At 39.3% G+C, this 23,874-nt stretch carries 23 protein-coding genes; 7 read left to right on the top strand and 16 right to left on the bottom strand.

Annotated elements, in window-relative coordinates; translation table 11 throughout:
• Positions 1-78 precede the first annotated feature (78 nt).
• The gene (locus tag IV67_RS07860) at positions 79-777 is read right to left on the bottom strand and encodes an MIP/aquaporin family protein (protein ID WP_201782743.1); all 699 of its coding nucleotides are present in this window, start codon (positions 775-777) and stop codon (positions 79-81) included.
• A gap of 100 nt (positions 778-877) precedes the next feature.
• Positions 878-1,216 (bottom strand): hypothetical protein, encoded by a 339-nt coding sequence (locus IV67_RS07855; RefSeq protein ID WP_057788775.1) that lies wholly within the window; start codon positions 1,214-1,216, stop codon positions 878-880.
• Positions 1,217-1,376: 160 nt separating this feature from the next.
• On the opposite strand from IV67_RS07855, the gene IV67_RS07850 reads away from it, so the two are divergent.
• A complete protein-coding gene (locus IV67_RS07850; protein WP_057788773.1) occupies positions 1,377-2,042 on the top strand; it encodes an NAD(P)H-hydrate epimerase in 666 nt (221 codons plus the stop codon).
• A 4-nt stretch (positions 2,043-2,046) separates the two neighbouring features.
• A complete protein-coding gene (locus tag IV67_RS07845; protein WP_057788771.1) occupies positions 2,047-3,888 on the top strand; it encodes an FAD/NAD(P)-binding protein in 1,842 nt (613 codons plus the stop codon).
• A gap of 37 nt (positions 3,889-3,925) precedes the next feature.
• On the opposite strand, the gene IV67_RS07840 is transcribed toward IV67_RS07845, so the two are convergent.
• The 4 genes from IV67_RS07840 to IV67_RS07825 form a co-directional block, all read right to left on the bottom strand.
• A complete protein-coding gene (locus tag IV67_RS07840; protein WP_057788769.1) occupies positions 3,926-5,329 on the bottom strand; it encodes an APC family permease in 1,404 nt (467 codons plus the stop codon).
• Between the two features lie 314 nt (positions 5,330-5,643).
• A complete protein-coding gene (locus IV67_RS07835; RefSeq protein WP_057788767.1) occupies positions 5,644-6,060 on the bottom strand; it encodes a DUF4231 domain-containing protein in 417 nt (138 codons plus the stop codon).
• Positions 6,061-6,122: 62 nt separating this feature from the next.
• Positions 6,123-6,542, bottom strand: coding sequence for a hypothetical protein (locus IV67_RS07830; protein WP_057788765.1), 420 nt, complete (start codon positions 6,540-6,542; stop codon positions 6,123-6,125).
• A gap of 143 nt (positions 6,543-6,685) precedes the next feature.
• A complete protein-coding gene (locus IV67_RS07825; protein ID WP_057788763.1) occupies positions 6,686-7,450 on the bottom strand; it encodes a hypothetical protein in 765 nt (254 codons plus the stop codon).
• A gap of 109 nt (positions 7,451-7,559) precedes the next feature.
• Between IV67_RS07825 and IV67_RS07820 the strand changes: the two genes are divergently transcribed.
• Positions 7,560-8,042 carry an NUDIX hydrolase gene (locus IV67_RS07820; RefSeq protein WP_057789118.1) on the top strand — a complete coding sequence of 161 codons (483 nt, stop codon included), beginning with the start codon at positions 7,560-7,562 and terminating at the stop codon, positions 8,040-8,042.
• 48 nt (positions 8,043-8,090) lie between these two features.
• Here the strand turns inward: IV67_RS07820 and IV67_RS07815 are convergent, their stop codons facing one another.
• Entirely contained in the window at positions 8,091-9,287 is a 1,197-nt protein-coding gene (locus IV67_RS07815) for an MFS transporter (protein ID WP_057788761.1), read from the bottom strand.
• Between the two features lie 222 nt (positions 9,288-9,509).
• On the opposite strand from IV67_RS07815, the gene IV67_RS07810 reads away from it, so the two are divergent.
• Positions 9,510-10,559 carry a tRNA dihydrouridine synthase gene (locus IV67_RS07810; protein WP_057788759.1) on the top strand — a complete coding sequence of 350 codons (1,050 nt, stop codon included), beginning with the start codon at positions 9,510-9,512 and terminating at the stop codon, positions 10,557-10,559.
• Positions 10,560-10,594: 35 nt separating this feature from the next.
• On the opposite strand, the gene IV67_RS07805 is transcribed toward IV67_RS07810, so the two are convergent.
• The 7 genes from IV67_RS07805 to IV67_RS07775 form a co-directional block, all read right to left on the bottom strand.
• Positions 10,595-11,458, bottom strand: a complete 864-nt coding sequence (locus IV67_RS07805) for a YihY/virulence factor BrkB family protein (protein WP_057788757.1) — start codon at positions 11,456-11,458, stop codon at positions 10,595-10,597.
• A gap of 30 nt (positions 11,459-11,488) precedes the next feature.
• Positions 11,489-11,719: a hypothetical protein gene (locus IV67_RS07800; protein ID WP_057788756.1), complete on the bottom strand. Its 231-nt coding sequence runs from the start codon at positions 11,717-11,719 to the stop codon at positions 11,489-11,491.
• A gap of 1 nt (position 11,720) precedes the next feature.
• The gene (locus IV67_RS07795) at positions 11,721-12,623 is read right to left on the bottom strand and encodes an alpha/beta hydrolase (RefSeq protein ID WP_057788754.1); all 903 of its coding nucleotides are present in this window, start codon (positions 12,621-12,623) and stop codon (positions 11,721-11,723) included.
• 116 nt (positions 12,624-12,739) lie between these two features.
• Positions 12,740-14,092, bottom strand: a complete 1,353-nt coding sequence (locus IV67_RS07790; protein ID WP_057788752.1) for an amino acid permease — start codon at positions 14,090-14,092, stop codon at positions 12,740-12,742.
• A gap of 261 nt (positions 14,093-14,353) precedes the next feature.
• Positions 14,354-15,496, bottom strand: coding sequence for an AI-2E family transporter (locus IV67_RS07785; RefSeq protein WP_057788751.1), 1,143 nt, complete (start codon positions 15,494-15,496; stop codon positions 14,354-14,356).
• 88 nt (positions 15,497-15,584) lie between these two features.
• Positions 15,585-16,472 (bottom strand): UbiA family prenyltransferase, encoded by an 888-nt coding sequence (locus tag IV67_RS07780; RefSeq protein WP_057788749.1) that lies wholly within the window; start codon positions 16,470-16,472, stop codon positions 15,585-15,587.
• Positions 16,473-16,599: 127 nt separating this feature from the next.
• Positions 16,600-17,409 carry a transporter substrate-binding domain-containing protein gene (locus tag IV67_RS07775; RefSeq protein WP_057788747.1) on the bottom strand — a complete coding sequence of 270 codons (810 nt, stop codon included), beginning with the start codon at positions 17,407-17,409 and terminating at the stop codon, positions 16,600-16,602.
• A 512-nt stretch (positions 17,410-17,921) separates the two neighbouring features.
• On the opposite strand from IV67_RS07775, the gene IV67_RS07770 reads away from it, so the two are divergent.
• A complete protein-coding gene (locus IV67_RS07770) occupies positions 17,922-18,614 on the top strand; it encodes an amino acid ABC transporter permease (RefSeq protein WP_057788745.1) in 693 nt (230 codons plus the stop codon).
• A gap of 11 nt (positions 18,615-18,625) precedes the next feature.
• Positions 18,626-19,360, top strand: a complete 735-nt coding sequence (locus tag IV67_RS07765) for an amino acid ABC transporter ATP-binding protein (protein WP_057788743.1) — start codon at positions 18,626-18,628, stop codon at positions 19,358-19,360.
• A 118-nt stretch (positions 19,361-19,478) separates the two neighbouring features.
• Here the strand turns inward: IV67_RS07765 and IV67_RS07760 are convergent, their stop codons facing one another.
• Positions 19,479-19,820, bottom strand: coding sequence for an ArsR/SmtB family transcription factor (locus tag IV67_RS07760; RefSeq protein ID WP_057788742.1), 342 nt, complete (start codon positions 19,818-19,820; stop codon positions 19,479-19,481).
• Between the two features lie 162 nt (positions 19,821-19,982).
• Here IV67_RS07760 and IV67_RS07755 point away from each other — a divergent pair, with 162 nt between their 5' ends.
• Positions 19,983-21,851, top strand: coding sequence for a heavy metal translocating P-type ATPase (locus IV67_RS07755; RefSeq protein WP_201782742.1), 1,869 nt, complete (start codon positions 19,983-19,985; stop codon positions 21,849-21,851).
• A 63-nt stretch (positions 21,852-21,914) separates the two neighbouring features.
• Here the strand turns inward: IV67_RS07755 and IV67_RS07750 are convergent, their stop codons facing one another.
• The gene (locus tag IV67_RS07750; RefSeq protein ID WP_057788740.1) at positions 21,915-23,873 is read right to left on the bottom strand and encodes a PTS fructose transporter subunit IIABC; all 1,959 of its coding nucleotides are present in this window, start codon (positions 23,871-23,873) and stop codon (positions 21,915-21,917) included.
• Position 23,874 lies beyond the last annotated feature (1 nt).

Here is a 23,874-nt window from a genome sequence, read left to right as displayed (position 1 = left end):
CCGCGTGGTATTTTCTACAATTATACATGAATGCAATAAAAAAAGTCCAAATGCCAAAGCATTTGAACTTTTTCAAAATTAAGCTTCTTCTGAACCTAAGAACTTAGCAACAAAGGCGGCTAATGCACCACCTACAAATGGTCCGATTAGGTAAACGCCCATTTGTGACAATGCTTGAGATGAACCGTAGAACATTGAAAGCAAAGCTGGTCCGAATGAACGAGCTGGGTTCAATGATGCACCAGTTGCTGAAATTCCAAGCATGATCAAGGCTGCCAATGTCAAACCAATAATCAATGGTGTCATATTACCGGCACTGTACTTATTTGAAGTTACCATAACAATAACCAAAATGAATACAAATGTTAGGAATACTTCAATCAAAGTAGCTCCCCAGAATGAAACTGGTGCTTGGTAAACAGTTTGACCAAAACCAATTTGTTGAATTGCATCTTGCTTTGCGCCAAAGGCAGCAAAGAAACCTGCAATAATTCCTGAACCTGCAATTGCACCCAAGAATTGAGCTGCAATATAACCAACAAAGTCAGTCCATGACAAACGCTTGTTAATAGCCATTGCCAATGAAACGGCTGGGTTGAAGTGTCCACCAGAAATGCCACCAACGGCATAAATTCCAGCAGCCAATGCCAATCCAAAGGCCAAAGCGATAGGTAGTGGACCAGCTTGTGTTCCAACAAAGACAACAACACCTGTTCCAATTCCAACAAGCATCATTGCGCCGATAAATTCAGCTAAATACACACGCATTTTTTCCATGAGTAATCCTCCAAAAATTTCAATTATAAACAATCCTTCTTAATATAGCACTGATTTATATATCCAAGCTTAAAATATTAAACCTTAATGTTTTTTTATATTAACGACCAATGACTTTTGCGGCAACGTTATCTAATTTAAACCAGACTTGGTTTGCATTTACTTTAAATTGTTCAACAAAGTCAGCTTCCCCTTCCGCTGGCTTTGCTTCGCCTTCTAATTCATCACCAAAACTCACAATTTGTAATGCAAAGAATTCATCATCCCAACGCACAGTATCATAGTTACCATCCATCCGATCATCAACAATCGCTTGGAAGCCAGCCTTCAATGCTTCACGGATAACATCTGTTTCACTTACGTCAAAGCCACGCGCTTGCATCAAAGTTACTTGATCTGCTACTTCTTGCATGTCTTGTGGAATTTTTTGATCTGCCATTTTAATTACCGCCTTCATTTATTTTCATTGAATATTGTAACATGTTGGCTTCTTTTATCCAGTTTGCTCAGAATCGAATTTGTTAGTCCATCAAATTACGTTTATAATAAAAGATAGTGCCTAGGCACATTAAAATCACAATTTAAGGAGGTTACATTTCATGGTTGAAGCTGTAACCGCACAAGAAATGCAACTACTGGACCGATACACAATTGAAGAAATCGGTATGCCACCACTCGTTCTAATGGAACGAACGGCCCAATCTGTCATTGAGGTCTTAGCAGCAGGCAAGTATGATTTATCACATGTTTTAGTTATCGCTGGTTTAAGCAACAATGGTGGTGACGGGATTGTTATTTCACGTTTACTCAGCCAAAAAGGCGTTAATGTTGATTTGCTTATTTTAGGTGATGAAAAACGCGCCTCAGCAAATACCTCAACCCAATTAAAGATTGCGCGTAATTACGGGATTGAACCTAAACATCGTATCAATGATTTTAAAAATTATTCTGTCATCGTTGATGCCCTATTTGGAATTGGACTCTCAAAGCCCGTCCCCGTCAAATTAGGCGAAATCATTAAACGTGTGAATGCTGCCAATATTCCAGTTGTTTCAGTTGATGTTCCGTCTGGAATCAACGCCACAACTGGCGAAATTTTAGGTTCAGCGATTCGCGCCAGCGCCACCGTAACTTTCGGTTACCCTAAGACTGGTCTATTGAAACAAGAAGGCCTTAAAAGAGCTGGTGATATTTATGTCAAAGATATTGGCATTTTCCGACCAGCTAACTTGGAGGAGTTTTTAACTGCACAACGAGAGGAGTAACATTATGAATATTGTGCTCATCGGGGCTGGACCACGAAATTTAGTCCTTGCCGAACGTTTGGTTGCTTATGCGAACGCTTCGCAGTCTGATCAAACAATAACACTAGCTGATCCATATCCAATTGGTGGCGCCGTGTGGCATGCCGACCAAAACCCGGAATTTATCGCCAACACAATTAGTCAACATTTGACACTTTTTAGCGATGATACAGTGGACAAAAAATTACCCGCAACAGCCGGCCCTAACTTTTATGAATGGGTTCATCAAGATGCAGCTGAATATTTACAAACGCATGCTTTTAAAAATAAGGATGCATTCTTGACTGAAATTGCCACTTTAGACCCAAATCATTTTTCATCACGCGCACTTTTTGGGTTATATGCTAGTTATTATTTTGAAACAATTCAAAACCAAACGAATGCACATACACATCTTAATTATAAACAAAGCAAGGTAACGGCTGTTGAACCTGCAACTAATGATACGTTCAAAATAACCTTTGCTGATGAAACAACCGTTATTGCTGATGCAGTTGCGTATGCACCGGGTTATACATCAGCGCAACTAACCGAACAAGAGCAGGCTTTTAAAGATGCGGCATCAAAACATTTAGATTGGCACTACTTACAGCCAATGCAACCAAGTGAAGCACCCTTAAAATCAATTCGTCGCAACGAGAACGTTTTAATTCGCGGACTTGGGCTCAGCTTCTTCGATTATATTTCTGGTCTTACAATCGGGCGTGGCGGACGTTATGAGCGTCGTGCCAATGATCAACTAGTGTACATTTCATCCGGCGATGAACCACATATCATTGCTGGTTCACGTACTGGTACCTTACCTCGCTCTAAAGCGTTTAATCAAAAAGCCAGTGCAGAATCTTACGATGGCTTGTTCTTTACGACTGAAAACATTGATGCCCACGCTCAACATGGCAAAATTAGTTATGATAATTTATATGCCTTGTTTGAAAAGGAAATGACGTACAAGTACTATTTCAATCTTATGAGCGATACGGCTGTAAATTGGCCATTTAATCGACGTGATTTCTTACTTGCACTACAAACATCTGAAGATTTAAATGCCACTGCAATTGAATTCGGAATTCCAGAACATCTACGCATTGATTGGTCTACGATTTTGAATCCACTAGCTGACGCGCCAAGCGATTATCAACAATTCATCGAAGACTATCTCCAAGCTGACATCACGGATGCCAAAAAAGGAAATGACAATGCACCATTTGCTGGAACCTTCGAACTACTAAAGGACTTACGTGGTAAGCTACGTAACTACCTTGAGCAGGATTATCTAGATGTTGATGAATTTGAAAAATTCTTGAAGCAATTCAATCCAATTAATCGTCTTTTAAATATCGGCCCACCTATCTTACGAACAGAACAACTTCAAGCACTTATGCGTGCTGGCATTATTACAATTGCAGCACCACAATTCAAAGTTGAAGTTACTGACAATGGTTACAAAGTGACTGATGAACAAGGAAACTCATGGACAAGCACACAACTCGTTGAAGCACGTCTTCCAGGGATTACGCTACAACATACAGCCGACCCTGTTTTACAATCTTTGTCAGCTGCAGGTCTAATTACTGATGTTCAGCTAGCTCGTTCTGATGGTTCGACGTTTGAAATTGACGCCGTCTATAATGATCGTAAAACATTACAAGCAATCGATGCACACGGGGTACACCTCGATAACCTCTTCATCTTCGGAACACCAACTGAAGGGTGGAATTGGTTCACATCGTTTGCGCCAAGGCCAAATGTTAACGATAAAAATCTACGTGATGCCGAAACCATCGCTCATCAAATCTTTAACCATTAAACAAAAAACAACGTTCCACGTGGAACGTTGTTTTTTTCTAAAATTCATTTAATTTTGAATGCTTAATACCGTAAGTAAAGTAAACTACCAGACCAACCGCAAACCAAATCGCTGCTGCAATCAAAGTTTCTACATGTAATTGTGTCATCAAGAAAAATGAAAAGCCGGCTGAAATCAAAGGTAGAACTGGATAAAATGGCATCTTGTAACCATCATGGGTCAAATCTTGACGCTTACGAAGTGGAATGATTCCCAAAGATACCACAACGAACGCTAACAATGTTCCCATGTTAACCAAATCAACTAAGCGATCCAATGGTACTAATCCACCAAAGACCATCACAACAATAGTAGCAATTGTAAGTGCACGCGTTGGTTCTTCACGCTTATTCAACTTTCCCATATTACCTGGTAACAAACCATCACGACCAATAGCGTAAACAAGACGAGATGAAGCGTACAACATGGTGTACATCATCGTAAACATCCCCAGCAAAGCGCCAATTGTAATAACAAGTGCAACACCATTACGGCCAACACTTTGCAAGGCTAAGGCAACTGGGTCCGCTACATTTAATTCAGTATAATTAACCATTCCGGTCAACACAAACGCAACTAGTGCATATAAAATTGCTGCAATAATAAGGGTTCCAAAAATTCCAATTGGAATATTACGCTTTGGATTCTTCACTTCGGCCGCAGATGATGACAAAGCATCAAATCCAAGGAAGGCAAAGAACACCATCGCCGTTCCAGTTAAAACACCTCTGATTCCAAAAGCTCCGTTCATACGCTCAGGAATAAATGGTTGATAGTTATTCGCTTTAATATAAAAGAAACCGACAGCTACGAACAAAATGATAATGACAATTTTCAAAATAACCATTATGTTCTGAAGACGCTTTGATTCTTTCATACCACCACGTAAAAGCAATCCCAATACAAGTAAAATTAAAACCGCAACCAAATTAATATAGGTACCTTCACTTGGATTCAAAGGACCCGAAAATGCTTTAGGAATTTCATAAATCGGTGCAATTAGATTAGCGAAATACGCAGACCATCCGGTTGCCACTGCCGCCACGGCTAAGAAATATTCCAATATTAATGCCCAACCAAGGACCCAACCAACGACTTCCCCAAAAATAATATTTCCATATGAATAGGCTGATCCAGCGACCGGTAATGCCGAAGCCATTTCAGAATACGCCATCGCAACTAATCCTGAGATTAGCGCAGCTAAAATAAAACTAATGACAACTGCCGGTCCTGCCGTTGTTGCAGCAACCGTCCCAGGTAAAATAAAGATCCCCGTTCCAATTACGGCCCCAATTCCTAAGCCCAACAAGTCTTTGGCAGTTAACGACTTTTCAAAATGGCCGTCAGACTGCATATAATTCGACAACGATTCTTTTTTGAACGCACGTCCTAATAATGTCATAAATGTCTCCTAAAAATTCCTAAATAAAAAAGTGCAACGGATTCGCAATTGAATCCATCACACTTCACTCACGTTGTCATACTTAAACTCTAAGTAGGTCAATGCACGTAAAATCTTCGGACTCAACATCCGAATCTTCACGTAAACAGACTTTACATAAATTTCGGATAACTACCCAAAAAACGTAAAGCCCTTAAATGATTCAATTGTCATCATTGAATTCTGCATTGTGCCTACCCCCTAAATGATTATGTTCTACAGTGTATCTAAGTCTTAATTAAATGTCAACATTCTCATTTTGAACTCATAAAAATTTATTCGCTCTCGTTACCCATAAAATTGTCAATTACATCGTTCGCTTGATTTGACATATTCAAGACTAATGCATGAATATTTTCGTCATCAGTCCCTGAATATGGTTCTGTTCGTGTTTGGAAAAGGACTTGTTCCTTCTTCAAGTAGGCCATGGCCACTGCCATATCTGAAATTTTATTATCAAGGTGGAAAGTTGACTTAAATGTTTGTAGCAATGTAATCAATGCTGAAAAAATTGATACGAGCAATAATGTTTGTTTGCCATCTTCTGCCAAGGTAATCAAAATTGGAATACTTGATGAGAGCACAATATTTAGCATACTAACCCAAGTTGTCATATGTGTATAACGCTTATGACGCTTCTCTAAATATTCAATCGACTGGTTTAATTCTTCCAAAACTTCACTGTAATTCATAACACAACGGCTCTCTTTCTAATTGATCTGCTCATACAGACCTGATACTGTGATTAATTGGTTTAATCATCAAGTGTGGCTAATGGTTCATGCTTAACTGTATACTTAATAATCAACATTGTAATCTTCAAAGTCAATAATGTTGCACCAATCATTTCACGAATTAAACTTAATTGTGGCGCTGCGTCCACTTGTGATAGCACAATTCCTAAATATGGGAAACACACAAAGAACACACAGTTTTGGAGTAAATCAACAGATTCAATATAGTTATCAGCAATCGTATAATACTTTTTCTTGTACACAATCACATAGAACATCAAATATAAAACCGTGACGGATAATACACATGCCAATAATGAAATTGTAATGAATCCAAAATTCGTAAAATGATGAAGTGCAAAATAAATACTACTAGAAATTGTTGCCGCTAGTAAAGCGTATACCAATATTAGACGAAATGTCTTTAACCAAAAACGCATAATAAAACCCCTATCCTATATAATATATTTATGAAATATATTACAAAAGTATTTTCAATAAATCAAGAAAAGCAGTTCTTTTTTCCACCAAAAAACCGTCTTGATTATGAATCAAAACGGTTTTTAATGCTATTTACACTATTTTATAGCCCAAACTTCCCCTTCATCTTGTTTAATGTATCTGAAGCTTGATCTTTAAAATCATCCACTTTTTCGTTGATTGCATCGTTGTTTCCAGTTGCCTGCTTAATCTTGTCACCCACCTGATTTAATGCATCGTCAATTTCATCATTTTTAGCACTACCACTATTTTTACTGTCGTTACTACGATTTGATGATCCGTTATTAAAATTATCATTACTGCTTTGACGGTTTACATCGCGATCATTGTCACGACTTGAACCGCCATTGCTGTAGCTGTCGTTGCCACGGTTTGATGACCCATTATTAAAATTATCATTGTTGCTTTGACGGTTTACATCGCGATCATTGTCACGACTTGAACCACCATTGCTGTAGCTGTCATTGCCACGGTTTGATGATCCATTATTAAAATTATCATTGTTGTTTTGACGATTTACATCGCGATTATTGTCACGATTTGAACCACTATTGCTGTAACTGTCGTTGCCACGGCTTGATGATCCATTATTAAAATTATCATTACTGCTTTGACGGTTTACATCGCGATCATTGTCACGACTTGAACCACCATTGCTGTAGCTATCATTGCTACGATTTGATGATCCATTATTAAAGTTATCATTACTGCTTTGACGGTTTACATCGCGATTATTGTCACGACTTGAACCACCATTACTATAGCTGTCGTTGCCACCATTGCGATTTGAGTCTTGATTAAAATTGTTACGTTCATTCGTACGGTTGTTCTCATTTTCGTAATCCATTATTCAATTCCTCCATATGCTATAAGTTGATATCAATGTATATTTGTATTATAACGCTATATAATTAATTTAGCTTAAATTCATACATTTTTTTAGGAGGATTCTCATGATGAGTCAACTACACCAAGCTTTTGGCGTCTATGGTATCTATACGTCCGATAAATCTGATTTACTTGTCATTCATAAAACTGATGGCCCCTATCAACATCGTTATGATTTGCCAGGCGGAACGCCTGAAGACTTTGAAGGTTCACAAACGACCCTATCTCGCGAATTTAGAGAAGAAACTGGGTTGAGGCCAATGTCTGTCCAACAACTGGGCTTAAAAAGCTTCTGCTATCCTTGGATTTTTGAACAAACAACATTCAATCAGCATCGCGCTTTATTCTATCGGGTTAATTCAGTAACAGGTGCCCTACTCGAGCAAACACAACAATTCGAAGGCCAAGATTCGGCTGGTGCTACTTTTATAAAATTAGAGGCACTAAATTCAGAAAATGCATCGCCTTTAGTGCTTACGGCTAAAGCGTATTTGGAAACACATACGTTTGATGATTCTGATATGACACTCGAACACTGGACTGTCCTATAACAGTAAAAAAGCTGATTTTTCCATTTCAGAATCATCAGCTTTTTTATTTTAAAATAATGTCGTCCTTTTTTTAATACGGTAAAATACCGGTATCGCTAATACCACGGCAATATTACCTAAAATTATCCACCCGATTTGGATTGGCATAAATTTAATTAACAACGCATCAACAGCCAATACGATAATAGTTACCATTGACTCGATCGTATTAAATACTGAAAGCATCATCGTCCTTGACTGATTACTTAGCTGCTCATTCAGCATGGTAGAACGTAAAACTTCTTCTAAACTAGTCATCATCGTATGCAACAAAAATGCTCCAATCGCAATATAGACATTCCCCATCAAGGCCGAAAGAATAATGAAGATAAAATTAATAATCAAAATTCCTGCAATCGTCTGATACCTTTTACCAAAAACCCTCATTACAAACTGTGCACAACGCGCACCAAATAATGCAGCTAAATTAATCCCTAATAAAATCCAACCAATTAAATAGTGATTCCCAAATTGAGGCTGGTCAAAATACAGTTGCCATTGATTAAATGGCACAGTTACTAAAATCATTGATGGTATAAATGAAAGTAGGATCAATCGGAAATTTTGGTTCACCTTCAATTCATGTTGACCTTGCGTAATTGTATGCTTAAATTCATGTAAATCCATACCTAGTACACGTCGCTCATCGCCCTTTACACGAGTTGCTTTGGGCAATAGCATGATTCCCACAAGCATCGCCAGTATGAAACACACAATCGACCCAAGCACTGGATAAGCATAATTCACTTTACCCAAGACTTGCGCACCGAAAAAACCACCCAACAGATTGATAACCGTATTTAATTTACTTGAATTTGCAAAGAAATTATCTAAATTCTTGGAATGCAATTCATTGGAGACCCATGCTTCGAGCGTACTCGATTTTAACGTATCTGATATCGCAGTTAAGATGGCCGCCACAATCAGAATCATCAAGGCCGATGAAGGCACCAACAATATGCCTAATCCAAGGATGCGTAACAGAATACTTAAAACAACCGACCGCCGCGGTCCAAATGTATCTGCAAAGATTCCGGATGGCATTTCAAAAATAAAAGACACAATCCAAAAAACAATCAAAAATAGATTAATATCAGCTGCTGAAAAACCATGCTGCTGCATCAAAAGATAGAGTGTTCCACCAAAAAATGCGACCCCAATATTATAAATACCGGAAACAATATAATATTTCTTTACAATCGACATTTTCCAAGCCACCCTTTCTTCTCATCTAAAACTCATTTAAAGTTAATTAAACGATAGAAACAGCGAATCGTCAACATCAAATATCTGTGAGAACTTAGATTCCCCCTGCCTTTAGCTCCTATTGACATATTACCCAGCTAGTTTATATTAGTACATGTCCCAGTTCGGATGCGGAAGATCGAGCCGCAAAATCTAAATATAAATATCTGAAAGGAATCTATTATGGTTCAACCAAAATCTGCTTTTTGGCAGGGCGTGGTTGATGCTGCCCAACAGCATCCGCAGGTTGATGGCCTTGAAAAATTACCATTTTTCACTTTGGCACCGATGGAAGCTGTGACTGACACAGTTTTCCGTCGTGTGGTTGCTAAAGCAGCCGCTCCTGACGCATTCTACACAGAATTCACCAACGCTCGTAGTATTTCACACCCAAAAGCAAAATTTACAGTACAAGGCCGCTTGTTCTTCGTCCCAGAAGAGCAAACACCGATTGCACAACTCTGGGGCGATCGTCCCATCGACTTCGAACTCGGCGTTGCTGATTGTAAGCAACGTGGATTTGAAGCCGTTGATATTAACATGGGTTGCCCAGATTCAACAGTTATCAAAAACGGTGGTGGTTCTGGTTTAATTAAAGAACCAGAACGCGCAGCCGAATTAATTGCAGCTGCTAAAACTGGCGGACTTCCAATTTCCGTTAAAACGCGTCTTGGATTTAATAAAATTGATACGTTCCGCGAATGGATTCCCTTCCTTCTCCGCCAGGACATTCAAGTGCTCACAATCCATCTCCGTACGCGTAAAGAGATGTCAAAAGTTCCCGCTCATTTTGAATTAATTGATGAAATTCTCGCCATGCGTGATGAAATCGCACCAGATACATTGATTCAAATTAACGGTGACATTAAAGACCGCGCTCAAGGGCTTGAATTAGCTAAGGCGCAACCTGGTCTAGATGGTATTATGATTGGTCGAGGTATTTTCGAAAGCCCCTTTGCGTTCGAAGATACACCTGTCGAACATACCCTTGATGATTCTCTAAATCTATTGCGTATGCAACTAGATTTACATGATGAATTTGATGCTGAGTTTGGACCAACTAATTTCCAGAAATTAAAGCGTTTCTTCAAGATCTACGTACGTGGTTTCTCATATGCGTCAGACTTACGCGTTGCCTTAATGGAAACAAAAAATTCTGATGAAGTTCGTTCAATTTTAGATGAATTTGACCAACAATGGGCCGCAAAACAAGCTGAAAAATCAGAAAACTAAAGAAAAGCACGCCACATAATCGTGACGTGCTTTTTTTATGCTTCATTTGTTTTAAACCAACCTTTTTTCTCAAATAAACTCGTTATCCAAGCAATCAAAACCTGTGTCGCCACCATAATCATGGCAATTAAGTTTAGATAAATCAATAAAATCAACAATGACCCTAGTGATTGATAGAAACTTGCACTTTTTAGTCCAAACTTCGTATAAATACCAAATAATGAATTCAATAAGAAAATTAACACGATTTCAATCAGTGACCCAATAATAACTGGTTTCCAATGCATTTTCTCAGCTGGAATCAGAAAATTAAATAGAACCATCAAAACAACCAATGCGATAAACGAATAAATCCAACTTTGACTCACTATATGTTGAATCACATTAATCCCTGGTGCTGAAGGTAGCATATTAACGATGGCTGGTAAGAGGTAATTTGCGATAATAACCGCACCTGCTGCCGTTAAGAGCACTAGCATCCAGACAAAACTAATAATTCGCGTCAAAATTGTGTTTTCATCATGGCGTGATTCATAAATATCGGTAAAAGCTTTTCGAATCGTCGACAGAATACTACTAGCACTCCAAATCGCTACTAAAACAGAAATCGAAAGCGTTCCATAACCACCATTCAACACAGAATCTACAATTGGAATCACAATATCAGCAACGCCTGCTGGCATTTGCATTTTTAAAAAATCATGAATTTCCATTCGATCAATTCCCAACAAACTAACAATTGAACCAACTGCCATAATTAACGGTACTAACGAGACAATTGTATAATACGCAATCGTCGGCCCAACCATAGTGGCATTCCCACGTTTCCAATAGTCCATTAGTTGCGGGATATTCCAATTATCCGCAACTGTTTTCAACTTTTGCACCCATTCTTTCATCCCAAGCTCCTTTGTTTCACATGAAACAATTTATTTTTTCTTTTGTCCTTCACGATGCTCTTTCACATAATGATAAAAACTAACAACAAGGGAGAAAAAATCAATCCCTGGGAAAAAGATCAGGTAAATCACTAGTGTCGTTGAATCCATTGGATCAAATAACATGTCAAAAAAGAGATACATCAATGTATCAATAATTAGGGAAAAACAAATCTGCCCTGGTGTTGCTCTTAAAAAACTTCCACGTGCCGAATTATACATCCTATTCCCCTAACCACTTATTTAAGAAATCTGCTTTAACTTGTGTAAGCTCTGGACCCATATAATCATCAGGACCATGCACACCATCTTCAACAATATAATATGGTGTTTTTTCCTCACCAATTTTTTGGCGAGCTGCTGTCATCATATTTACCGTTTGTTGATAAGGGACAACTGGATCACTGCGTCCAACCATTGCAAGGATTGGTGGTAATTGTTCTGAAAAATAATTTACCGGATTAACCGTTTGGACTAAATCAGGTACATCGCGAGGCGCGGTTTGGCCAAAGAGCTGACCTTGAAATGAATCTGCCTCCCCTGTTTCAGTATACTTTGAAGTCACCCCAGATTCTGCAAATTGATTTACGAACTGATCAAATTCATAAGGTCCATACATGGCAATGACTGCTTGTACTGCTTCTGACACATCTGAGTACGCACCAAAATTAGCATCCGCAAATTCAGTCTTGTTTTGCGTTGCAGCCGTCGTTACAGCTAATTGAGCCCCAGAAGATTCGCCCATTAAAGCAATCTTATTTGGATCAAGTTGATAATTGGCTGCATTTGCACGAACAAAACGAACAACCGCCTTTACTTCATAAATTTGAGTTGGAAAAGGCGCATCTGCTAAGAGTGAATAATCCATGCTAACTACGGCAAAACCATAATCACGTAATAATCGCAAAGCCGGTTCAAGCTTATGTGAACTCTTATCTCCAAAGCAAAGTCCACCACCAAAGACATCGATAATCACCGGATAAGACGTTGCCGGTTTATTTGGTAAATAAATATCTAAATTATGGCGCTTGCCCGCCATGTAAGGAACATCTAACCACTTACGATCAATGTCGTCAGTTTGGGCATATGTACGAATATAATCACGGTCAATAAATTTTTCAGCCATCTTTTTGTCTCCTATGTCATTTTTGTATATCATTAGTCATTTTACCACTTACTTGATGTTGTACGCACTATTCGAAGCCAAGAAAAAAGGCTAATCCTAAGGATTAGCCTTTAAATTTAAGCTTTTTTCTTATTTCGGAAACTAATAAACGTTAAGATTGCGAACCAAATCAAAGCTAAAATTGCTGTAATTTGAGTTTCCTTCGTTGTTAGCAAGATAATATAGATACCAACTAGGAATGCAATGGTTAAGTAATCCGTATAAGGTGCTCCAGGCATCTGGAACTTATGCTCACTTGTTTGATAATCAGGATGCTTACGATAAGCCAAGTGCGCTGCAACTAGCACCGCATAGATGACAACGAACGCAGCTGATGCAACTGATGTGATAATTTCAAAAGCCCCATCTGGTGTTATGTAGTTAATAACGGCTGCAAAACCAATCAACAATGTTGAAAATGTAATGGCATTAAATGGCAACTTATGATGGTTTAACTTGTGGAAACGTGATGTTTCAGGCGTCAAAGAGAACAACATACGACCTGTCGTAAACAAGGCACTGTTCAAAGAAGAAGCAGCAGCGGTCAACACAACGAAATTAATAATTCCAGCAGCAGCTGTAATTCCAATTCCTGAGAAAACCTGCACGAATGGTGATTCATTTGCTGAGTAATTCGTCCAAGGTTGGATACTCATAATCGCAATTAAGGCACCGATATAGAAAATCAAGATTCGCATAATGATTGAATTGATGGCCTTTGGAATAATCCGATCAGGATCTTTCGCTTCAGCAGCTGTAATTCCAACGAATTCAATTCCCAAGAAGGCAAAGAAGACCATTTGGAATGCTGATAAGATGTTCTTACCACCATCTGCTACGAAACCATCTTTCCAAAGATGTGACAAACTAGCAACACCGGCAGAAGTCTCAGTATGTGTCACCACCATAATCACTCCAGTTGCAATCATTGCTAAGATAGCAATAATCTTGATCATCGCAAACCAGAATTCCGTTTCACCAAAGGCACCAACGGCGATAATATTAATTAAGTATAGTACTACCAAGAAGCCCACGGCCCAAATCCAGACCGGCACCGTTGGGAACCAAAATTTCATATAAGTTCCAACGGCTGTTAATTCAGCCATGGCAATTGCTACCCAACCTAACCAATAGGTCCAACCAATAACGAATCCGGTCTTATCACCAAGATATTTCTCAATAAATCCAATGAAGGTTGGTTGATTGGTGTCGGTTAGGAGTAATTCTCCTAACGCTCGCATCATCCAGAACATAAAAATTCCGGTAACCATGTAAATCAATAAGATGGAAGGTCCTGCAGCACTGATTGATTTTCCTGCTCCCAAGAATAACCCAGTTCCAATCGTTCCACCTAAGGCAATCATTTCAACATGTCGGCCAGACAATCCACGCTCAAATTCATGTGAATTGGCGTCGTTTTGAGTTGACATAAATTGCGCCTCGCTTTCTTATTCCCAATTTTTTACGCGTACATTGCACGCTGATTAAGTACTCATTATAAATTACTCACATTATTTTGCAATATATTTGCAACAATTATCGTGATACTTTGCTAGGTTTTTAACAAACTCACATCCGCATAAAGCCGGTCATATCAACTTTGACGCTTAATCATAAAATTTCCTAAAAAATTTTATTTTCACCGCTTTTTTAACAAAAAAAGGAGCAATGTTCCCATTGCCCCTTAATCTTTATTCACTCACTTCATTTGGTTCCAATACTTCTGGTTTGGGACCATGCTTTTGCAAATTCCACAACTCCCAGGCATAAATAACAATCGTTCGAACAATTGCATATGCTGGCACAGCCAAAATCATCCCCGGTATTCCAGCGATATTTCCGGCTGCCAATAATAACACTAGAATCGTTAGCGGATGAATATTCAATGTACTTCCCATAATACGTGGGAAGACAATGTTTCCATCGACTTGTTGCACGACCAACACAATGATTGTTACCAAAATGGCTTGCTTAACGCCACCTTGCATCAAAGCCACAATCACAGCTGGAATATAACCAATATAAGGTCCCACATATGGAATCACATTAGTTAGACCAGCAATCACACCAAGCAACAATGTATAGTTTTGACCAATCAAAACGTATCCTAAGGTTGTAAATACACCGACAAACAACATTTCCAAAGCTTGTCCTGTAATGTAGTTTGAAATTGTCTTATCCAAACGACCTAAGATGTCAGCAACCATTGGTTGATTCTTACGTTCAAATAATTTTTGAATAAATGGTGACAACTTATTCCCATCCAACAACATGTAGATGGTCATAACTGGTACCGTAATTGATGTAACAACAACACTTGTCAACGTTCCCAACAATGAACCGAATCCATTAGCCGTTCCCATTACGATACTCTCCGCATACTTTTGGGCATGCTTTTGAATCTTGTCCAAATCGATTTGCTTCGTAATATTTTGCACCATTTCATTGTTGCTGAAATCACGGAGCCATGCTTGCGTGGCAGAAATCGTATCTGGCGCACTTGCAACAACTTTCGTCAATTGTTGCACCAAGCTAGGGATCAATGAGAAGAAACTCAATAAGATAATTGCGATGAAAGAAATCATAACAATTGCGACACTTGTCCCACGACCTAGATGAAATTTTCCGATTTTAATCTTCGATAAAAACTTCACCGCCGGATTCATCAAATAAAATAAGAATCCTGAAATAATCAAAGGAACGAATACAGCACCAATAAATTGGCCAACTGGCTGCAACACAAAACTTAATTGTGACAACACCCAAATCAATACGACAATTGCTAATGTTTCAATTGTCCAATAAAAAAAACGCGACTGTTTTAAATATTGCATATTGCCTACCCCTTAAAAATATTTTTTTATAAACTGAAATTAAAAATGCCCGGAATGATGTAAACATCTTACCAGACACATTATTCTACTATATAAATAATGCAATAATCAAACCTAATGCCAAAGTTATTGATATTAGGACAACATTTTTAATTGCTAGTGGAAAATTCTTCTTTTGCGGATCCGCTTGGAATTGGCGGACCTGCTTGAAAACAACCGGTGCTGAAATTAATGCCAACAAACTTGGCCATGGTAAAATCCCCAACACAACTGCAATGATTAAGACCACATATCCAGCCACATAAATGCCGACAAATAAGCGTAACGCATTCGGCTTACCTAGTAATGCGACCAATGTGCGGCGCCCTTCAGCCAAATCTTCCTCATAATCACCAATATTATTGGCCAACATGATGTCAGCAATCGCAAACCATGCAATCGCTGATGCAACCATGGCATGCCAAATCAAAGTCCAAGTTAAGAGCGGGGCCACATTGACATAAACAGCGGCCAAGAAAATTAAATAGCCCATCGTCAATCCTGAAGCCAACTCACCAAAAGGTGTTCGCGATAAAGGTAATGGCGTTCCAGCATACCAATAAGCCACCAAAAAACCAATTAAGCCCATAATCAATAATGGCCAACCGGTCCGTGTGACCAACCATAAACCAGCAATTCCGGCGAATCCGACTAAAATAAACAAGACCAGTCCCACCTGACGAACTGTATAGCCGGCAGCTCCGACAATATTGTTAACCCCATTTTTCCATTCTTCGCTGCTGGCAGCACGGAAATCTTGCAGATTGTTCCACACATTAACGCCCATTTGCAAAGCAAATGCGATAAGTGCAAAAACCAAAGCGTTTACACCATTAAATTGTTGGTACACATTTAGTGTGTATAAAAATCCCAACATTAATGGTAAGGCCGCCGCCACTAAAGATTGCACTTCAAGTAACTTCAATAAATTTTTCACGTGATAATCCTCTCTTAACTCAATTACAGATACAAATTATGCACCACTCACGGTATATCTGACAAGCATGCAATAAAAAACCGCTTCAATCCTGAAGCGGTTTTCAATACTTCTATATTAATTTTGATTAGTCCTTCTTATCGTCTTTGCTTCCACTAAGATCCTTATCAAAGTATTGCTTAGACAACTTTGTCAAAGTTCCATCTTCCTTCAACTTATCTTGAGCCTTTGTAATTTCCTTAGCTAACTGCTTATCTTTCTTATTTAACATTGGCGCAGCACCTGATGAATCCAAATCATCGGTACGGATTGCCTTCAAGTCAGTCTTAGGATGTTCCTTCTTGTAAATGCTCCATGCATCATCTGCATTCAAAGTTGCATCTGCTTTACCTGAGCTAACTAAGTCCAAAGCCTCCGCAAAGCCTGGTGCACTAACCAATTCAGCCTTATTCTTCTTAGCAGCTTGACCATAGTTAGATGAAGTCGTTTGTGCGGCCTTCTTACCCTTCAAATCCTTAACTGTCTTAATGTCTGAGTCCTTCTTAACAAGAATAACCGCTTCAGAATTCAAGTATTGACCACCAAAGGCATAGTTCTTTTCACGTTCCTTCGTCTTACCCATATCATTGTAGACAACGTCATACTTATTGGCATCCAAACCAGCAACCAATGAATCAAACTTTGTCTCAACGAAGACTGGCTTCAATCCCATTTCTTTGGCAACAGCTTTGGCAACATCAACATCGTAACCAACTAACTTACCTGACTTGTTCTTATATGAGAATGGCGCATATGTCCCTTCAAGTCCGACCGTCAATTCACCCTTGTTCTTTAAGTCAGACTTATAAGAATCTGCTGACGCTTGGCTTGAAATAAGACCAACTCCAACAACACCTGTTGCGGCCACGATTAATGATGTTTTAACTAATGTATTCATAATTTATTATCCCTTTTTTCTCTTGATTAATATTGCGAAATTACATACTAATTAAATTAAAATCGTCAGGGCTAACATCGTTTGGCTAAAGTTTTCATGGCTTCTTTCTCGTTTCAAATTTAGATTATGCCCAAATCATAACGGCCTTTTTTAAACCTGTCAAACCCCAAATTCATTTTTTCATATTTTTCAAAAGCGCCAAAGCCCATTCTAGATACCCTTCAACTTACTAATAAAAAGTTCATATTTTTTGTGAGTGGCATAAAGCGCGCGTTTTTCCTTGCATTTTGTTAGTAAATTCAATATAATCAAGATATCAAATACAAGGAGTTTCACAAAATGATGCATACAAACACGAACAATCAAGCTGCATGTATCTGCCTAACGCGCTTTTTGCGTTAGGTCGTTTTGGTGAACAACTCGATAAAACGTAATAAGCGCGCTAGGACCAACTATTTTTGGCTTCTTAGGCGCTTTTTATTTTGCGCCGGTACTGTTGAAAGGACTTTTTCATGATAGATTTCATAACCACATACGCCCCCCAATTAATCGTGGCCGGACTTAAATATACAATTCCGCTTGCATTAATTTCTTTTGCCTTCGCACTGGTCTTTGCCGGATTCGTCGGTGTGTTTCGTTCTTACGATCCACAAGTGACCGGCTTCAAAAAAGTGCTCTGGTTTATCCTAAATAACTTATTAGCCTTTTATGTATGGGCATTCCGTTCAACCCCAATGCTAGTGCAGTTGTTCGTTGTCTTTTACGGGCTACCTAAACTCGGCATTGAGTGGTTACAACCATCTGCATGGGTCGCAGCCATCGCCGTCCTTTCACTAAACTCTGGGGCCTATGCCAGTGAAGCTATTCGTGCCGCTATTTCATCAATTCCTGGTACGCAACGCGAAGCCGCTCAGGCCTTGGGTATGACGGAAGGCCAAACATTTACCCGTATCATATTGCCGCAGGCAGCACGTGTCTCAATTCCAACACTGGCAAATTCTTTTATTTCATTAATCAAAGATACATCACTTGCTTCAACCGTAACTATTGTTGAAATGTTCTATCTCTCACAGCAGATGGCCGCTGTTACTTTCGAACCTTTGCAAATGTACCTATTGGTTGCTGCCATCTATGCCATCTTCGTTACTATTCTTTCAATCCCTCAGCGTTACATCCAACGTTGGGCTGATCGTTTCGTCAAATAAAGGGGTCTATCATGTTAAAACTAGAACACGTTAATAAGATTTATAAAGAGCATCAAGCCTTAAATGACATCAACGTAACTTTTAATCCAAATGAAACCACAGTCATTGTCGGACCTTCTGGATCTGGAAAGTCAACGTTGTTGCGTTCCCTCAATTTATTGGAGCATCCTGAAAATGGCATGTATACGCTTGACGACCGCACCATTGATTACAGTAAGCCGGTTAGTAAGGATACATTGCTTTGGATTCGCCACAAAACTGGCATGGTTTTCCAACAGCCACGTATGTTCGACCACTTAACCGTCATGGGTAATATGATTGAAGCACCGGTACACGTGCTTAAGCAAAGTAAAGCCGAAGCCATCGAACACGGTCACGAACTCCTCCAAGCCGTTGGGCTAGATGATACTGCCGACCGCTATCCTTATCAATTATCAGGTGGTCAAACGCAACGTATCGCCATTGCGCGTGCGTTAGCCATGCACCCAGACTACCTTTTGTTAGATGAACCAACGTCAGCCCTCGACCCTGAAATCGAAGCGCAAATTCTACGAATTTTAAAGCGCTTGGCTGAAAAGCATGAATCAATGATTATCGTGACCCACAATATGGAGTTCGCTAAAAATGCTGCTGATCGTATGCTCTTTCTTGAAGATGGTGCAATTGACTTCGACGGAACACCCGATGAGTTCTTCAACCATCCAACGGAACGAATTGATCGTTTCTTGAACGCCTATAAAATTTAAAACACACCTTTTCTTCATTAATAAGGAAAGAAAAAACTGTTATGCATGTAGATTGTCCTTTTTGGCAACCCATCAGCATAGCAGTTTTCTTTTTGTCTTGCGGATTTAATTAGCTTGTTTAATCATTTGATTCGGCTTGCCAAGGTTGCCCTTTAGCAATGTGGCCAACGTGTTCAAGGGTTTCATTAATAATATCAAGAACATGCGGATCATCCAAGCCATAGTAAATTGACTTACCCACGCGTTCCATCTTAATTAGATGTCCTTCACGTAATAATGCCAGTTGGTGTGAAATCGCAGATTGTTCCATATCTAATACTGAAACAATTTGACCTACATTTAATGAACCTTGCTCTAATATGTAGAGAATTTGTAAACGCGTTGGATTACTCAATAATTTAAAAATATCATGGGCAGCTTCTAATTCCGGTGCTGTAATCAATTTCAATTCCTCAGCCATCATGTTCCCCCTTTCTAAAAACGATAAATCTATCTTACCACACTAACAAAAAATCAGCATAATCTTTTAGGTTTACACATTGTAATCCCACATAACATATGATAAGATTTACACATGAAGAAGTATTCATGTATTAAAATAATTATTTAAAAGAGGTCTGTTATGAAAAAAACATTGGAAGGATTACGCTTAACAACAAGCCAGAAGAAAAGGGTGCTGGTTTTAACAACTAGTGTAATCGTCGGATTAATCGCTTTCTTATTAAACCCTGGCATGCTACAAACTGCCCTTTACTTTGTGGCTTATCTACTCGCTGGTGCACCGGTCTTAATTAATGCGTTAAAGCATTTCTCGCAAGGTGATTTCTTTGATGAGAATGCCTTAATGAGTATCGCAACCATTGGTGCTTTAATTTTAGGTCAGTATCCTGAAGCCATCGCTGTTATGTTATTCTTTGAAATCGGAGAATTAATTGAAGATACAGCCGTTGATCGTTCAAAGCGTTCAATTAGTGAATTGGTTGCCATCAAACCAGAATTTGCCAATCTTAAAGTTGGAGATAGTTACCAAGAAGTTGCCCCTGAAAAAGTTAACATTGGGGATACAATCTTAATTAAGCCCGGTGAAAAGATTCCGGTCGACGGAACTATTTTGACTGGTCAATCAAGCTTAAATACCGCAGCCTTAACAGGTGAATCATTGCCACGCGAAGTTGAACCTGACACAGACGTTTTAAGTGGTTCAATCAATCTTGATGGTACCCTAACCATGACGGTGACCCACGCCTATAATGATTCAACTGTTGCCAAGATTCTTGATTTAGTTCAGAACTCAGACAGTAACAAAGCTGATACCGAAAAGTTCATTACAAAATTTGCACATATCTACACACCTGTTGTTGTTCTATTTGCAGCATTATTGGCATTCGTGCCACCACTATTTTTCGGTGGTGTTTGGGCCGATTGGATCCAACGTGCGCTGGTCTTCTTAGTTATTTCTTGTCCATGTGCTTTGGTACTTTCAGTACCACTTGCCTTCTTCGCCGGTCTCGGTGCGACATCAAAAAATGGTGTCTTAATTAAAGGAAGTAACTATCTTGAAGCATTGAACGAAGTTGATACTGTCGTATTCGATAAAACTGGTACATTAACCCAAGGTAGCTTTACCGTTACCAAAGTAACACCTGTTTCAGGCATGACAAAGGATGACCTACTCGGTTATACGGCTGCAGTCGAACAAAATTCAACCCACCCAATCGCACGCTCAATCGTTAACAGTTTTGATGGTGATTTAAGTCAATACACCATCACCAATTCTGTTGAAACTTCAGGACATGGGGTTCAAGCTGACGTCAACGGACACGAAGTCATTGTCGGTAATGAAAAAGCCCTTGCCAACATTACCGTTGATATGCCTGAACTAGACAGTACAGGTACAACCATTCTTGTTGCCATTGACGGTCAATTTAGCGGTAGTATCATCGTTGCTGATGAACCAAAGCCTGACTCACAAACATCGATTAATGACTTGAAGCAATTAGACTTAGAAACAGTTATGCTAACTGGTGACAATCACGCGGTTGGGACCACTGTTGCTAACAAACTCGGTCTTAACAAAGTTGTCACTAACTTACTTCCAGCTGACAAAGTATCTGAAATTAAAAAGATTCAAGCCAATCAAAGCGACACTCAAAAAGTTGCCTTTGTTGGTGATGGTATCAATGATGCGCCGGTCCTTGTCCAAGCTGATGTTGGAATTGCCATGGGTGCCCTTGGATCAGATGCTGCGGTTGAAGCTGCTGATATGATTATCATGGATGATAAGCCTAGTCGTATCGCTTCAACCATTGATATTGCAAAACAGACACGTCGTATTGTTATGCAAAACATTGTTTTCGCCCTTGTTATCAAAGCTATCTTCTTAGCATTAGGTGCCTTTGGCCTCGCAAATATGTGGGAAGCTGTGTTCGCTGATGTTGGTGTTACATTGCTTGCCATCTTAAATTCAATGCGAATTCTACGTAAACATTAATCTTGTTTCATGTGAAACATAAAAAGCACACTTCTCTCTGAAGTGTGCTTTTTTGCTTACATTCTAATCATCGGCTCGCTTAATCAAGCCGTAGATAACTCCTGATACCAAGGCGCCAATTGCAATATATACAAGATACATTACTGGTGAACTCGTTAAGGCCACAACGAAGATACCACCATGTGGTGCAAGCAACTTAATCCCTGACATACCAACTAAACCACCAGCTAATGCCGAACCGACAACGAAACTTGGAATTGTACGTGCTGGATCAGCCGCTGCAAATGGAATTGCACCTTCAGTAATGAAACTTAATCCCATAACAATATTAGTTAGACCGGCTTCACGATTCTTTTTATTGAACTTGTTCTTAAAGAGTAAGGTTGCCACAAAAATGGCCAATGGTGGCACCATGCCACCTGCCATAACTGATGCCATGACTGGTGAACCACCGGTTGAAATAGTCTGAGCTAGAGTCCCTGTTCCAAAAACATAAGCCGCTTTATTAATTGGACCACCCATATCAATGGCCATCATGCCACCCAATAATGTTCCAAGAAGAATAGCATTAGTTCCATTCAAACTGTTCAAGAAATTATTTAATCCACTATTAATTGATGCCATTGGAATATTAATTAACAACATCAAGAAACCAGTAATAATTACCCCAAAGACTGGATAAAATAGAATTGATTTAATCCCGTCCAAGGCTTTTGGTAATTTAGCCAAAGCATACTTTAGCATAAGAACGACGCCACCAGCTAAGAATCCACCCACTAATGCGCCTAAAAATCCAGATGGCACAGGGAGTTGATTTGGATCTAATCCAACATTGTTAATATTGTATCCATTTGCTGCTAATGCACCCGCTAGGAATCCGACCACAAGCCCTGGCTTTTCAGCAATCGAATAGGCAATATAACCAGCTAAGACTGGGAGCATAAAATCAAATGCGGTACCACCAATTTGCTTAAAGAAAGCAGCAGCAGGATGATAAGTTCCTAAATTAGCCAATTGATCATGGGGGACACCTAATGACTGGTCAATCAAAAAGGCAATCGCGATTGCAATTCCACCACCAATAACGAAAGGCAGCATACTTGAAACACCACTCATTAAGTGACGATAAAAAGCCTTACCAATCGACATATGCTCTTGATTAGTTTGTACTTTCTGCCCACTTGTATCAGTTGTGGTTGCATGGTAAACCGGTGCTGAACCTTCAAGAACTTCATCAATCAAAGCTTCTGGATGTCTGATACCTTCAGCAACTGGCTTCATCACCAATTTTTTATCATCAAAACGGGCCATTTCAACCTTTTTATCAGCCGCAACAATCACCCCTTGGGCTTCTTTGATTTCAGCATCGGTTAAACGATTCGCCACTCCGCTAGCCCCATTCGTTTCAACCTTAATTCGAACGCCCATTTCAGTCGCTTGTTTCTTAAGCGCTTCTTCAGCCATATAAGTATGTGCGATACCAGTTGTACAAGCTGTTACCGCCACAATTAATGGTACATCTGGAGATTCTAAAGCAACCGATTGAACGGCATCAACATTTGATAAAGCTTCACCTTCTTCTGAGAATAGTTGCCGAATTTCGTCAGGAGAACTCGCCGTTAATAGCTTATCAGTAAAACCATCTTGTAAGAGATAACGTGACAAACTAGCTAAGGCTTCCAAATGCGTATTACTAGCTGTATCCGGCACCGCAATCATAAATAGCAATTTCACTGGTTGCCCATCTAATGCTTCATAATCTACACCTTGTTGCGAACGTGCAAAAACAATTGTTGGTGTTTTTACCGCGGAATTTTTAGCATGCGGAATCGCAATCCCATCACCTAACCCCGTTGTTGTCTGTTCTTCACGCGCTAAAATACCTGATAAAAAAGTATCTGGATCAGTGATGCGCCCTTGTTGATACAAGACGCTAATCATTTCTTTAAATGCTGCAAGTTTAGTCGTTGCCTGCAAATCTAAAATCATTGTTTGCGGCAATAATAAATCATTAATTCGCATG

The sequence above is a fragment of the Weissella minor genome (assembly GCF_001437425.1).
GTDB classification, from domain to species: Bacteria; Bacillota; Bacilli; order Lactobacillales; family Lactobacillaceae; genus Weissella; species Weissella minor.
This window is presented reverse-complemented; position numbering and strand designations above follow the sequence as displayed.

Coding starts and splice junctions, on each gene's coding strand:
- IV67_RS07860 (WP_201782743.1), bottom strand. CDS start 777: ATGGAAAAAATGCGTGTGTATTTAGCTGAATTTATCGGCGCAATGATG.
- IV67_RS07855 (WP_057788775.1), bottom strand. CDS start 1,216: ATGGCAGATCAAAAAATTCCACAAGACATGCAAGAAGTAGCAGATCAA.
- IV67_RS07850 (WP_057788773.1), top strand. CDS start 1,377: ATGGTTGAAGCTGTAACCGCACAAGAAATGCAACTACTGGACCGATAC.
- IV67_RS07845 (WP_057788771.1), top strand. CDS start 2,047: ATGAATATTGTGCTCATCGGGGCTGGACCACGAAATTTAGTCCTTGCC.
- IV67_RS07840 (WP_057788769.1), bottom strand. CDS start 5,329: ATGACATTATTAGGACGTGCGTTCAAAAAAGAATCGTTGTCGAATTAT.
- IV67_RS07835 (WP_057788767.1), bottom strand. CDS start 6,060: ATGAATTACAGTGAAGTTTTGGAAGAATTAAACCAGTCGATTGAATAT.
- IV67_RS07830 (WP_057788765.1), bottom strand. CDS start 6,542: ATGCGTTTTTGGTTAAAGACATTTCGTCTAATATTGGTATACGCTTTA.
- IV67_RS07825 (WP_057788763.1), bottom strand. CDS start 7,450: ATGGATTACGAAAATGAGAACAACCGTACGAATGAACGTAACAATTTT.
- IV67_RS07820 (WP_057789118.1), top strand. CDS start 7,560: ATGAGTCAACTACACCAAGCTTTTGGCGTCTATGGTATCTATACGTCC.
- IV67_RS07815 (WP_057788761.1), bottom strand. CDS start 9,287: ATGTCGATTGTAAAGAAATATTATATTGTTTCCGGTATTTATAATATT.
- IV67_RS07810 (WP_057788759.1), top strand. CDS start 9,510: ATGGTTCAACCAAAATCTGCTTTTTGGCAGGGCGTGGTTGATGCTGCC.
- IV67_RS07805 (WP_057788757.1), bottom strand. CDS start 11,458: ATGAAAGAATGGGTGCAAAAGTTGAAAACAGTTGCGGATAATTGGAAT.
- IV67_RS07800 (WP_057788756.1), bottom strand. CDS start 11,719: ATGTATAATTCGGCACGTGGAAGTTTTTTAAGAGCAACACCAGGGCAG.
- IV67_RS07795 (WP_057788754.1), bottom strand. CDS start 12,623: ATGGCTGAAAAATTTATTGACCGTGATTATATTCGTACATATGCCCAA.
- IV67_RS07790 (WP_057788752.1), bottom strand. CDS start 14,092: ATGTCAACTCAAAACGACGCCAATTCACATGAATTTGAGCGTGGATTG.
- IV67_RS07785 (WP_057788751.1), bottom strand. CDS start 15,496: ATGCAATATTTAAAACAGTCGCGTTTTTTTTATTGGACAATTGAAACA.
- IV67_RS07775 (WP_057788747.1), bottom strand. CDS start 17,409: ATGAATACATTAGTTAAAACATCATTAATCGTGGCCGCAACAGGTGTT.
- IV67_RS07770 (WP_057788745.1), top strand. CDS start 17,922: ATGATAGATTTCATAACCACATACGCCCCCCAATTAATCGTGGCCGGA.
- IV67_RS07765 (WP_057788743.1), top strand. CDS start 18,626: ATGTTAAAACTAGAACACGTTAATAAGATTTATAAAGAGCATCAAGCC.
- IV67_RS07760 (WP_057788742.1), bottom strand. CDS start 19,820: ATGGCTGAGGAATTGAAATTGATTACAGCACCGGAATTAGAAGCTGCC.
- IV67_RS07755 (WP_201782742.1), top strand. CDS start 19,983: ATGAAAAAAACATTGGAAGGATTACGCTTAACAACAAGCCAGAAGAAA.
- IV67_RS07750 (WP_057788740.1), bottom strand. CDS start 23,873: ATGCGAATTAATGATTTATTATTGCCGCAAACAATGATTTTAGATTTG.